This is a genomic window from Bacteroides sp. AM41-16 (genome assembly GCF_003603495.1).
GTDB lineage: Bacteria > Bacteroidota > Bacteroidia > Bacteroidales > Bacteroidaceae > Bacteroides > Bacteroides uniformis.
On sequence record NZ_QTNE01000037.1, the window covers coordinates 1 to 14,778 of the forward strand.

Here is a 14,778-nt window from a genome sequence, read left to right on the forward strand (position 1 = left end):
AACTGAATCCCGTTTCTATTTACACAAAATTATGGATACTGCCTAAATCAACAATCAATCTACTACCTTAAAGAAAACTTCTTCTCCACTTTGGCTATCCGGTGCCACCCAAAGAGCAAAGTCTCCGGCTTCCACCGTCTTCACCATATCTATATTCCAGAAAGCAAGTTCACTTATCGGAAGTTCAAACGATACATTTTTCTTCTCACCCGGCTTCAATGTGACGCGAGCAAAGCGTTTCAGCTCTTTCACTGGACGGGTCACCGAAGCAAACTTGTCCTGCACGTAAAGCTGGGCTACCTCGGTACCTTCATACTTTCCGGTATTCTCAAGGTCGAAAGTCACAGTCAGCACATCTTCCTTCTTCAGATTGGCAGACGAGAGTTTCACATTATCATATTTGAACGTCGTATACGACAGACCGTAGCCAAAAGGATACAGCGGATCGAAACCAGCATCCATATAGAAAGAGGTACATCCCAACGAAGTCTGCCCCGCTTCCAACGGAATGTCATTCAGCAAAACCTCATTCCGCGTAGCCGGACGTCCGGAACTGTTATGAGCATAATAAACCGGTATCTGTCCTACCATCTTCGGGAAAGTCACCGGAGTCTTGCCACTTGGCACAGCCTTACCCCACAGCAAGTCGGCCAATGCCGGTCCTCCCATGGTTCCGGGATGGAACGAATAAAGTACAGCTGACGAGAGTTCGACTTCCTTTCCTATGGTCAACGGACGCCCTGCCATTACGACAGTAACCACCGGTTTTCCTGTTTTCGCCAAAGCGGCAATCAGTTCGCTTTGCGCACCTTGCAGGTTCAGGTCGGCCAGGCAATGCGCCTCTCCTGAAAGAATAGCCTCTTCGCCTACAAACGCCAAAATAACATCAGCACGTGCAGCGGCAGCAGCGGCTTTGGCAACACCTGCCATATTCTTGTCACGGCTATAAGTCAGACCCGGCTCGTATATCACCTGCACTTTGTCCCCCACCAGTTCCTTGATAGCCTTCAACGGTGTCACGGTTTTTGTCTTGTCACCATCAAATATCCAGGTACCCAATTGGTCATAAGGTGCATTTGCCATCGGACCTACCACAGCAACCGTCTTTACCGAAGATTGCAAAGGCAATGTCTCCTTTTCGTTCTTCAACAAGATGGCCGATTCCACAGCAGCTTGCTTGGCAGCCTCCAGATGAGAAGGAGCATAAAGTTCCTCTATCCGTTTCTCATCCACATAAGGATTATCAAACAGTCCCAACCGGAATTTGATACGCAGAATATTCCGCACGGCATCGTCTATAGCAGACTTCTTGACCTTACCTTCTTTTATCAATTCCGGCAATTCCTTGACAAACGTATAGCTGACCATCTCCATATCCACACCAGCATTCACCGCCTTCATTGCTGCCTCTTTAGAATCGGCAGCAAAGCCATGTGCCATCATTTCGGCTACCGAAGCCCAGTCTGACACTACTATTCCATCAAATCCCCATTCACCACGAAGCACATCTTTCAAAATAAAAGTGTTTCCGGTAGACGGTGCTCCGTCATTGTCATTAAACGAAGTCATGAAAGTGGCTGCCCCTGCCTTGGCCACAGCTTCAAAAGGAGGAAGGTATACATCCCTCAAACGACGCTCCGGAATGAAAGTGGAATTATAATCACGCCCGCCCTCGGCAGCACCATAACCTACAAAATGTTTAGGACATGCGGCTATGGAAGTCGGACTGTTCAGCGAATCTCCCTGGAAACCTTCAACCATAGCAACACCCATCACTGAAGTCAAATAAGTATCTTCGCCACATCCTTCGGCCATACGCCCCCAACGGGGATCGCGAGCCACATCTATCATCGGCGCAAATGTCCAGCGGATACCCACGGCAGAAGCCTCCACAGCCGCTACCCGTGCACCATCCTTAGCCACCTGCGGGTTGAAAGATGCCGCTTGTCCCAAGGGAATAGGGAATATGGTCTTGAAACCGTGGATCACATCACGCGCCATCAGCAAGGGGATGCCCAAGCGGGACTCCTCCATTGCCACACGCTGCAAGGCATTGACACGCACCGGATCTACTTCATTCAGGATAGACCCGACTTCACCTTTCTTTATCAATCCGCTCATATCCTCTATGTTACCATAAGAAGAAATCTGGTTCATCTGCCCAATCTTTTCTTCCAATGTCATACGGGACAACAGCGCTTCTATTTTCTGCTCGATGACTGCGTCATTTTTTGTATCCTGCACTTGAGTACAAGATATAAAAGGAAGCAGCAATAAACAAGCAGAGAGCATTTTCATTGTTTTCATCTTTAATCTATTACTTGAAATGGAATATTTGCTGTTGAGACAAAGCCCGTATTATCAAGTACATATACGTACAAACGATATTCTCCGGGAACTTTAATTGCAGTCTCATACACATTTTTATCTGACATAGCCACCTCACCGACTCTTTCCGGACGCGGTTCATAAGAACCTCCAAAGCCCAGCACTGTAGCTTCTTTAAGCACTTCCCAAACATAAGTCAGAGAATCATTTTCCTTGTCTATGGCCGCAACCTCTGCTTTCAATGAAGCACCTGCCTTGATGCGGACATTATCAATAGCACTCTTCCCATTGACAGTCATCATACCCAGAATTACCGGAGCCGTTTCATCCAGTTCCTTACCAGTCCACACTCTTTGCATAGCCTCTACCATAGGAGTCTTTTCTCCTTTCAGAGGCAGCATATCCACCGTGTCTTCTACAAACATACTGAACCAGGTAGGCGTACGTTCTTCTTTTTGTCCCCACAAGAATACAAAAGAGCCCAAGCAACGGGGATTGGCAGAAATATATTGCGTATAACGCTCTTCGTACACCTGCCGTTTTTCTTCACTGGTCTGCTCTATGGGTGCTTTCCACTCGGTAGAAGCTGTTTCCCACCAACCGGTCGGTCCCCACTCGGTAATCATAAATGCACCCTTGTAGTCCGACTTGTCAACAACCATCTGTACCTCTCCCATCGGACCATATACATTGATGCCCACATAATCGAGAGATGGAGCATACTTTGCCACAGAGTCCAATGCCGACGGATTGTAGGAAATCACTGTCGAAACCAGATGACGCTTGTCTATCGACTTAATCAGCTGTGCCAGTTCTTCCACAAAATTCCATGCGGCAGCTATATTGGCATTTCCCAACTCAATTTCATTGCCAATACCCCAAGCCAGCAAACTCGTATCATTCTTGAACGTTTCTGCCAACAAGCGGACTTCTTCGCGCATCTTGTTCTTATATTCATCATCGTAATAGCGTATGGAGTCTTTGGTCATGCCTATTCCCTGCATTACGTACATGTTGTGCTCCGAAGCCAATGCCAGGTTTTTCTTTATCTCCTCCACATTACCTCCCCAGGTTCTGAAGGCATTGGCACCACTCTGGGCGGCAATGTCCAACCGATATGTGCCGCCTACGCCTTTAATATAGGTTTCTCTTCCGTCAATGGAAAGTTTATAACCGTCTGCCGCTTTCTCTATTACAATACCGTCTAGAGAAGAAGGAGAACAGGCAGACAACAAAACTAAACAGATAAAAATAAATATTTTTTCTTTTTTCATTATCAATTGTCCTAAAGCATAAGGTATTTATGTTATAAATAAAAAACATTCAGCCTTCATATTTAAACATGAAGGCTCTATTTTTTCTGAAACACGCGTACATAGTCCACCTTCATCGTCACTGGAAGAGCAGACTCGTCCACACCGTTCATTCCACCCCAATCACCGCCCCAAGCCAGATTCAGAATGGGATAGAAAGCATAATGGAAAGGCCATTGATTATGACCAGCTCCCAATTGTTGCTTGGTAACAGCCAACTGTACCTTGCCATCTACGTATGTAGTGATGGCATCTTCTGTCCACTCTAAAGCATAGAGATGAAATTCTCCTTCTGCCTGTTCTATAGTCATGGCATGTGTTTTCTGCGTACCTATAGTATGATTATAATCTTGCGTATGGATAGACGAAGAGACTTCGTTGGGTACGACTCCCACTTCCTCCATAATGTCTATTTCACCACACATGGGCCATGGGTTAGTATTCCAGTCATTACCAACTGGCATCATCCAAAAAGCCGGCCACGTCCCCTTGCCTTCAGGCAACATGATACGTGCTTCAAAATAGCCATATTCCCAACCAGTATTCACTTTAGCATACACACGACCAGAGTAAATTTTACCATCGGAGCCTTTGAAACAATTAATATTCAACTTACCGTCCACAAGTTCTGTCACACGCTTTCCGTCAGCAGAACCATTGACGTAATTTTGAAGTTCATTATTTACCCACCCTGCTCCTTGAACCTCGTGTGTCCAATCATTGCCAAGAGATGTACCCTCATTAAATTCATCATGCCAAACCAACCGATACCCCTCAGGGGTATTGATATCCAGATCTTCAGCCGATTCTTGAATAACTGTTACCGTTACTTTCTCTGCACCAGCCACAACCTCAACTGTACCCGTACGGGAAATCTTTGCATCATTAGCTAAAGTGGTCACAACAATTTCCCCACTATTTTTTTCTGCGCTAATCCAACTATCATTGGATTTCACATTCCATTCGCCAGAAGCAATAACAGATAAGACAAAAGATTCTCCTATAGAATTAGAATACAACTCAGTCTGTGACACTGATAAAGGAGCCGCTTGCGTAAGAGGAATAGATACACGAGTAGCACCAGATTTAACTACCACCGTACCAGTACGAGAAGTAGTACCCGTATGAGCACTGACTATAACTGTCGCTGTGCCTTGGCTAGAAGAAGAACCCATTACATTTACTTTGACCCATGAACTGCAATCATCAGAGGCAAAAGCTGTCCACTCTTTACCAGAACAAACCACATTCACCACATATTGGCTAGCTTGTGCAACAGCCTCTATCTTTTCAGGAGAACATTTAATGGTAACATCCTCGGATTGCGGTTCCTTGTCATCGCTACTGCCACAAGCAATCAACGAAAACAAAAGAATAGATAATAGACAATAGTATTTCATATATATATATTTTACAACATAAGTAGAGAAAAAAGGGAAAAGATGAAACTCCAGCAATTGCCAAGATAACACACATCCTTCCCCCTTTTTATTATTCACTGCTTTTAGCAGACCAATATTCTATCTAATACTAGTCATCAATCTCTATGAGTCTGGAAAATAATATCTTTAATAGTCACTTTTGTGTCAGCAGGATTTCCACCAAAATCCAAGACTAAAGATATAGCATGCATATCTTTAGGCGCCTTTTTATTTGCAACCCAAAATTTATTATCTTCATTACCCAACAAGTCCGTCTGTTCTGCAAAGAAGAAGTTATCATCATGTTTGACATCAGGTTCATCAGTCTGAACCAGTTTTACTGTTACCCCCTTCAAATCAGTACTAGGATTTAGAGTGACACAGAAATCATAGGCAGTTTCTGTATCGGCTGACAAATCTGTAACAAACGAGAACTGGTTCTGCCATTGTGCTTCAGTAGCATCAGGGAAAGTGAGTGTATAAGCATTTCCATCCACCACTAAATCTGGATTAGGTCTAGCACTCCAATCCGGGTTTGCATAGAAGAAAGTATTGGTAAAGGTTGCCCCGTTCCAAAGATTGTCTTCACTATCCACCTTCACCCAAGAAGGTTCAGGCTCTTGTACTTCAGGAATTTCCGTACCGTCATCATTAGCATGGTCTTTCAAGACAAAGCTTTCCAAAGTAATATCCGTATTAGCTTCATTACCACCAAAATCAAGTGCAAACTTCAAGTCGGTAATATTCACACCGGGTACGTTACTGAACCATATACACTTAGGCTCATTAGCATCTAAAGCCACACGCTGCATATTGATAAACGTATTGTCATCACCTTTCTGCTGTACTTTAACCGTCACGCCCGGATGTTTGGTAGTAGAAGTGATTATCACCGAAAAATCATAGGTTTTATCCACTGACAAAGCAATTACCTTATCCAATTCCACATGCATCTGAGCTTGCCACTGATCGGTAGTAGCTTCCGGTAAGGAAACAACAAATGCACCATTCTGATAAGTATATTTTGGATCTGCAATCTGCCCCCATCCTGGAGCATAGTAGAAAGATGCCACATTGAAAGTTACTCCCTTAAACATGTTAAATTCACTATCTTCCACAAAACCACCAAAACCGTTCATAATAGTCTTCTCTATTTCAAAGGTTTTGGTTATCGAACCATCACTAATGCCATTTGCGTTCTTTACTTTACATTCTACTGTATATGAACCTTTTTTACGATAATATTTGGAAAAACCATATGAGGCTTGATAAGTGCCGTCAATTATCCAAATTGGAGACACTCCAGGAGCAGAAGTAAATTCAAAGTTTGCATAATTGGTTGTCTGATCTACAGTAACTTTAAAGTTATCAGTATAATCCGATGCTTGTGGGATATTGCCATTGGCTCCCGTAAAATCTTCAGGCGAACATGAAGTCATTGCAAAACCAGCAACCAACACGCCTGCCATATATTTAAATATATTTTTCATATCAATTATTTATTAATGGAGTTATGGTAAACTATTTATAAGCATTCTGAACCAAAGCCGGATCGGAATCCAACTCTCCTTGTGCAATAGGAATGTATTTCTTCTTGGCAGTCCAAGAATTAGTACGGTAACCATATTCATCGGGGACCAGTGCAGTAGTAGCCTTATTGCTGGCTGATGCTCCACTGATTCCTTCAGCACGTACCAAATCAAAATAACGCTTGCCTTCACCTACAAATTCCAAACGACGTTCTGTAAGTACATCGTCAACCGTAACGTTTGCAAGTCCAGCCAAACCGGCACGGGTGCGAACTTCGTTCAACCATGTCTTAGCCTCACCTGTACCACTTCCACCTGTACGAAGAGAAAGTTCTGCAGCATTTAGTAATGTCTCAGCATAACGATAATAACGATAATTGTTATTATAGTTCAAATTCTGGTCACCGGAAGACTGCTTGAAGTTCTTATCATACGGACGATATTTTTGTAACCAAATATGAGTATCTTGATAACGTTTCGTATATTCTACATCTTCGGCAATCACCCAGCAAGTTGCATCACGACGTTTGTCTTGTTCACTAAACATTTGATAAGTTTCAAGACGCATGGGCATAAATCCCCAGCCATCATTACCCTTTGACCAACCATCATCACCTGGGAAAGAGTTAGGAGAAATCAGAGTAGGAAGCACTGTACCACCAACAGCTAACGGACTTCCCCAGCCACGTTCGTTATTAGTTTGCTCATAATTAATTTCCCAGATAGATTCGTCACACCATTCACCTTCCGTTTCCCAGATGTTGGCAAAACTAGGATTCAATCTAAAGCTAGGACTATCAATAAGCTCCTTCATATAACCTAAAGCTTTTGAGAAACGACTTTCATCATTCTGATACATTACCATTTCAGCATATACCATATAAGCCATAGCTTGAGTGACACGTCCCAACTGACCTTCGTCGTCAACTTCTTTACCTTCTTTGATTGTTTTATAATATTTCAAAGGTAACACCTTAGAGTCAATTACAGCTTCAAGTTCTGCGATCAACTCAGCATAAACCTGATCGGCAGTATATTGCGGAGCCGTATAAGGAGGTTCGGAAAGATTCTCCAAATAGAAAGGTACATTACCAAAATAATGCCACAACATATTATAATAGAAAACACGTAGTAAACGGGCTTGCATCTCATAGAGTTTACGATTGGCCTCAGTAACATCAGTACCCCAATCAAGATATTTCAGTAAGTCATTACAACGTTTGATGCCAGAATAATCCACAGTCCAAAGAGAGCCAAGTGTATTATTTTCATTAGCTTCATAATTAAATAACATATGCCAATTCTGCATATCGGTCTTGGTTGCACCACCTACCCAAAAATTATCGCCCATAATTTCACCGTCAATATTCAAGGCATTGTACTGTCCCAATCCCCAATCTGGCCAATGGAGAGGGTCATAGGCGGCAATCAGAGCTTCCTGAATATGCTCATCCGTAGTATAATAATCTTCCAATGGTTCACCTGTCGGATTTTCCACCTCAAGAAAACTGTCACTGCAACCGGTAGTCAACACTGTAGCGGCAGCAAGTAAGCCTATTGCTAATATTTTATTTGTTTTCATATAGTTCTTATTTTTAGATTAGAAAGAAACATTTACACCTACTGTATATGTGCGAGCCTGCGGATAAATACCACGGTCAACACCAAGAGAAGTTGCACCTGAAGAAATTTCAGGATCAAATCCCCAATATTTGGTCCAAGTCACAAGATTTTCAGCTTGCACATACACACGCAGACGTTCAATAGTAAGTTTGCGAGTAAGAGTCTTAGGCAATGTATATCCCAAAGTAATATTCTTAAGACGAAGATATGAACCATCACAAACATAAAGATCAGATACCATCCAGTTCGTTGCATTACCGACAGCCAGACGAGGATACTTATTAGAAGTACCTTCACCAGTCCAACGTCCCAACATCCAAGAAGGATAGTTACCAGAAGCAACATCTGTACGATAAGTGCCATCAAACACATCAGCACCAGCTACACCTTGGAAGAAAATATTAAAATCAAAGCCTTTCCAATCAGCATTAAGATTCAAACCATAAGTCCAATCCGGAGTACCATTACCAATGTTAGTACGGTCATCTGCCGAGATGCTACCATCACCATTTACATCCACAAAACGTGTATCACCAGGAACCGCATCCGGCATAATCATTTTACCATCTTTATTGACATAAGCACGAACTTCATCCATATTCTGGAAAACACCGTCAGTCTTGTAACCATAGAAATAGGGGAAAGGTTGTCCGTTAGAACCGCGTGTACCACCACCAGAGAATCCTTGAATACCATCTAAATCCATATAGCCAGTATCATTTCCCAAGTTCTTCAATTCATTTTTAAGATAAGTAGCATTTCCCTTTACTGCAAATTTAGCATCAGCAATATTCCATTTATAGCCAAGTTCAAACTCAAAACCACTATTTTCCATATCACCTACGTTACCAAGAGGTTTAGTTTCACCTACATAACTCGGGATAGGCATCGTAATAATCATGCCATTGGTTTTCTTTATGTAATAGTCAGCACTGAATGTTAAAGCATTATTAAAGAATCCCAAATCAATACCTAAGTCAGTTTGCTCACTCTCTTCCCATTTCAAATCAGGATTTGCCAAACGTTGTGCTTTAGAACCGTTCCATTTGATGGCATCTTTACCCAAAAGGACATTGTTACCCATGGCCGTCAATGAAGTATAACCAAATTCGGCTATGTTATCATTACCATTCTTACCCCAACTGGCACGAACCTTTAAGTTAGACAACCATTCTCGCGTATCAGCCATAAACTCTTCATTTGTCACATTCCATCCCACAGATACTGAAGGGAACGTACCATATTTATTATTAATACCAAAACGACTTGAACCATCACGACGGATTGTAGCCTGAATCATATAGCGTTCATTATAGTTATAACTCAAACGAGCAAACATAGACGACATTCTATGTTCTGTATAAGGACCTCCATAAACGCCATACTGAACTGTAGCACCAGTAATATTACCATCTGCATCCTTTGTATATTCAACATTCCCTGTAGCATAATCAATAGAAGGTTTATTAGGATTCACCAGATTCCAACGGTTACCACCAAGTTGATCTCCCTTATATTTAAGAGCAGACTGTCCTAATACAACACCAAATGTATGTTTGCCGATAGTTTTGTCATAAGTTAATGTGTTTTCAATCTGCCATGTCACATTCTGTGCCTTGAATGAAGATGCATTAGTATGTGTTGCCTTATTATTAGCTGAGAGATAATACTTGCTCTTAGTAGCCCCTTCATTACCCCAAAATCCCATATCAGCACTATAATTGAAGTGATACTTCAAATTATCCCACAATTGAAGATCAATAGAAAACTTTGGAACAAACTTATGCGACCAATTCTTTGTAGGAGTCAATGTCATCATAGCCAGCGGATTATTCATTTCCTGATAAGCTCCTCCATAGCCAGGTACTGTATAAGGATCACCATTTGCATCACGAGGCAAATCAAAATCTTTATAAGTTTCAATCATCTTTTCAGCTGCATCACCAGTCAATGTAGGGGTCAAAATAGGAGACAGATAAAGAGCCGATCCCAAAATTGAACCGAATTCAGAGTTAGTACCAACACCTGTTGAATGCGTACGCATATAAGCCAAATTTACACCTAAATCCAATTTATTAAGGAAACCGCGTTCTTTAGATGCATCAATTAGATTATATTGAGTATTGGAACGAATAGTCAAACGGTCATAATTAGAATGTCCGTGATTACCACCAACAATACCATCTTGTGAATAATACCCCAAAGACAAATAATAATTTACTTTTTCCGATGCACCACTAACTGTCACATCATGATTCACTACCGGAGCATTGTCATAGAAAACAAGATCTTGCCAATCAGTGCCAAATCCTTTGATAGAATTTCCATTAGCATCAATCAAATTATAAGGATCTGCATAAATTGGAGCCTGACCACCATTCACATTGGCTTCATTCTGAAGGATAGCATAGTCTGTCGCACTAGTCACATCACGTCTCTTCCATGCACTCTGCCAGCCATAAGAAAAATTGTAATTAATTTGTGCCTTACCCATCTTACCTTTTTTGGTAGTTACTAGAATAACGCCATTAGCAGCACGCGCACCATAGATAGCACCAGAAGCAGCATCTTTCAACACTTCGATAGACTCGATATCATTAGGATTTACAAAATCAAGACCACCCCCAATAGGCATACCGTCTACAATGTAGAGCGGATCACTATTGTTGATAGTACCAATACCACGTACACGTACACGAGGAGAATCACCCGGCTGACCAGAAGCTGAAGTTACATCCACACCTGCAGCCAAACCTTTCAATGCATTATCCATACGCACCGGAGATTTGTTTTCCAAATCCTCACTACTAACTTTGGCAATAGATGCTGTTACCACACTTTTTTTCTGAACACCATACCCCACCACTACTACTTCGTCCAGCGTTTCTGAATCTTCCTGAAGAACTATTTTCAAGGAATTTTTTCCATTTACCGCTACTTCTTGTGACTTAAAACCAATATAGGTAATAGAAAGTGTTGCGTCGGCAGGAACCGACAATGTAAAATTACCGTCCAAATCAGTAATTCCACCATTGGTAGTTCCTTTAACTACCACATTTACTCCAGGCAACGGTTCATTATCCGAACCGCTTACCACTGTACCTTTTACCTGTATATTTTGGGCATATACAGAAGCCAAGGTAAAGCTTAACAGAAATAAAACTGATAATAACTTTTTCATAAGTTTTACTAAATTAAGATTAACGTTTCTCGGTTTTGTTCTCAATCGAACAGTGCAAACATAGAGTAAAATGCAATAAAACAAATAAGAAACAATCATTCTTAAATACGTCAAATCTGAAATTCAAATACGTTATCAATACGTCATCAGCAAATAACTTACTAATAATCAATAATTAATATATACTTTTAAGTATTACGTCACAACATGTTATAGAACACAAAAGGGAGGAATATTAAATTCCTCCCTTCCATGCACTTCCTTCTTTTAAAGGAAGTTAATATCTAAAGACTACAGTTTATTGCTTAAATAATCCGTCAAACTATCCTCTCTCTCTAAAGCGAACTTCTTACGAAGACGATAACGGATTGTTTCAACTCCACGAACCGAAATGTTCAATAGAGGCGCTATTTCTTTCGTGGAAAGATTCATCTTTAGATAAGCGCACATCATGCGTTCGTTGTGGGAAAGTTCAGGATGCTTGGCATGAAGACGTTTCATAAAATTGTTATGTATCAAATCGAACTGGTCTTCAATACGCTTCAAAACCTCATCACTCTGTATATTACCGTCTATTTTATTATTAATAAGTATGAGTTGCTGTTTTCCTTCCCGAGCCCCCTCACCCTTCAGCAAGGCGGATACTTTAAGTATCTCTGACTTGATTTCAGTCAGCATTTCATTCTTACGGACAAAGTTTATCATCAGATTGGCCATTTCCTGACTCTTATGTTGCAAATCGTATTCCAATTTTTCTTTCTCCAGCTGCATAATCTGCTTTTCCTGACGGGCTTTCTCCTCTTCGTACTCCCTTTCCATATCGTGCAACTCTTTATCTTTCTCGATTACCGCCTGCTGTTTCTTCCGTTTCACACGGACATCATCCCAACGATAGACATACCATAAGGCAAGCAAAGCCAAGATGATATAACAAACGTATGCAGCAGCACTACGATACCACGGTGGAAGTATACGGAAGGCGATTGTATCCGATGATGTCGTACCGTCAGGAAAGACCGCTTTAACTTCAAACGTATATTCACCTTCCGACAGATTACTATACTCCTTGGTGCGTACCGTTGTAAAATCGGACCAGCCTCCCTTATTCAAACGATATTGAAAACGGATATCATCCCCTACCGAAAAAAAAGGAAGGGCATAGTCAAAACGAACGGAATTCATGGAATAAGCTATCACCGGAACCGGCTTCTCTCCTAAAAAGTTTGCGGTATATACCAATGAATCCTTGGGATAAGACAGATACATGTTCCTTATATATAAGGAGTGGCTACGATCCTGACGCTCTCTTACGGCCGGGATGCTGAATAAAGCGAAACCTCCTTCATTAGGAACCACCATCAGCGAATCTGAAAGAGGAATAATCGTTTCAAAACCGGGTACCAGTTCAATCAGCGATTGCTGGATGGGATTAATGCTTGTATTCGCCCCCCGCTTATAGGTACCCAGATTGGCAATACAGATTTCGTGAGGGCTCAAACTAATCAACTTATCGTGATACTCCAAGATACGCGAATAGGCCGCGGTGCCATTCAAAAGGTTGTTCATATCCGGACAAGGCTCCATGACATCTTTATGAGGATTATGCTTATAGATTCCCCGGGGAGTGGCAAAATACACCCGGTCTTCTATCTTCGCTATATACATATCACGTCCTACCGGAAAACCATCCTTCGCGCTATATTCCTTTATACGGACAGCTTTTGTCAAATCATTATCCAAATCCACACGGGTAACGTGGTCTGTATTGTACACCCAAATCACCTTATCGCTTTCCTGCTCAAAAAGACGGCAAGAATCGTTCATACCCTCAATCTTGCCAACCACCTGCCATTCTCCATTCTTTTTCCCAACCAAATAAATACCGTTATATACCCCGACATACATAAGGTCCGTACGTCCTGCCACAAGTTGGCAACACCAGGCGCCGGCAATATCCGTCACACGTTTTACGGAAGTACCATTGATAAGGAAAATACCACGGTCGTGCAGACAGAAGAGTTCATCACCTATACGGCAAAGGTTCCAGACCTGTCCGCTGGATTGGGGCATCGGACGGATATCCGGCAAATCGCCGTTCATCTGTACCGGATACGAGGTGTAATACAAACCCCGATTGGTACCTAAATAAAGATAACCGCCTTCTACCGCCGCCGTATATCCCGTGCCGTAGGAATAAGGATAGGAATAGAGATTCGTAAAAGGAGAACTCAGACAGACGTAGTCAATGCCGCTATCCAGACCGGCCCAGAGGTTTCCGGTCGTATCGAAGGAGACAGAAAGCACCGTATTGTTACGCAAGCCGTTGTTCTCATTGAAATATTTCAGTTGCATGGTGCTGCAATCCACCAGTACCAATCCTTTATGAATGGTTCCCAAGGCAATCTTATCATCCTTTTTGGCTACGCAAAAGACTTCATTCTCACGCATAAACTCTTCGGCACCGGTGACAAACGGTTCCATCGTACGCCCGTCACAATAGTAAAGTCCGTTGTATGCAGTCACCACCAGAACACCTTTCTTATAAGGTATAATGCCACGAATACGCTTGGAAGCCAACGCATCGGCACCCTGAAGAGGGAAAAAAGTGTTTCCAACCAAAAGCCATACGCCTCTGTCCGTACCGATGTAAAGAATACCATTGACCATATTGGAACAGTCTATCTTGGCATTCATTTCAATGGCGGTATATTTGCCGTTCAGGTACTTCACCACGCACCCGTCCCCTTGGAAATACAAGATATTGTCTGTCTCATGGATGCCCCACACATTTCCAAGAAAACGAACGGAACTCTCCAAAGTATCGGACATGCAATGATAGGCCAAAGAACCGTCCGTATCCGGTTCATAATAGCCGAATTCATTGATGCCCCCCACATAAATTCTTTTTTGGGTGGCAGAAGCCAGAACGGAACGCACATCGGAAGCATTGTTCAATGGAAACACATTCCAGACATTGCCATCAAATTGCACCATACCGTTCTTGTTGGCGAAATATACCCACTTGTCATCATAGGGTGCTATCTGCCAAGTCTGGGTCCCCTTACCATAAACACTTTTATCAAAATTGACGATAAAGCTATTCCAGCCGGCAATTGCTTCGACCAAAGGGGGAAAAAGAAAAAGGCAGAAAAAAAGGTAGAATGACAATATGTGTTTGTTCATGCGTATAATGACTATATAGTTAGTTGCACAAAAATAATGCTTATTTTCAAGGTAGCACACAATAGCCTATCTGTTTTTTTGTCCCCGATTATTATTTTCTTCTCAAATGGCAATCTTTTGCATAACTATACTTTAGATTCCGGTATACTAAGAAGTATTCGTCCGACGGCTGTTGAATTATCGTCCGACAGCTGTCGGAC

Annotated in this window: 7 protein-coding genes; all 7 read right to left on the minus strand. The window is 42.0% G+C overall.

The window, feature by feature from the left end:
• Nucleotides 1–54: 54 nt before the first annotated feature.
• Nucleotides 55–2,307 (minus strand): beta-glucosidase BglX, encoded by a 2,253-nt coding sequence (gene bglX, locus DW896_RS20975; protein ID WP_009036783.1) that lies wholly within the window; start codon nt 2,305–2,307, stop codon nt 55–57.
• A 2-nt stretch (nt 2,308–2,309) separates the two neighbouring features.
• Entirely contained in the window at nt 2,310–3,602 is a 1,293-nt protein-coding gene (locus tag DW896_RS20980; protein WP_034528657.1) for a glycoside hydrolase family 2 TIM barrel-domain containing protein, read from the minus strand.
• Between the two features lie 77 nt (nt 3,603–3,679).
• Nucleotides 3,680–5,140, minus strand: a complete 1,461-nt coding sequence (locus DW896_RS20985) for a family 16 glycosylhydrolase (RefSeq protein WP_272186433.1) — start codon at nt 5,138–5,140, stop codon at nt 3,680–3,682.
• Between the two features lie 38 nt (nt 5,141–5,178).
• Entirely contained in the window at nt 5,179–6,552 is a 1,374-nt protein-coding gene (locus DW896_RS20990) for a hypothetical protein (protein WP_009036781.1), read from the minus strand.
• 31 nt (nt 6,553–6,583) lie between these two features.
• Entirely contained in the window at nt 6,584–8,173 is a 1,590-nt protein-coding gene (locus tag DW896_RS20995) for a RagB/SusD family nutrient uptake outer membrane protein (RefSeq protein ID WP_005826837.1), read from the minus strand.
• Between the two features lie 18 nt (nt 8,174–8,191).
• Nucleotides 8,192–11,395 carry a TonB-dependent receptor gene (locus DW896_RS21000; protein ID WP_005826839.1) on the minus strand — a complete coding sequence of 1,068 codons (3,204 nt, stop codon included), beginning with the start codon at nt 11,393–11,395 and terminating at the stop codon, nt 8,192–8,194.
• A gap of 291 nt (nt 11,396–11,686) precedes the next feature.
• Nucleotides 11,687–14,578 carry a triple tyrosine motif-containing protein gene (locus DW896_RS21005; RefSeq protein ID WP_119993754.1) on the minus strand — a complete coding sequence of 964 codons (2,892 nt, stop codon included), beginning with the start codon at nt 14,576–14,578 and terminating at the stop codon, nt 11,687–11,689.
• Nucleotides 14,579–14,778 lie beyond the last annotated feature (200 nt).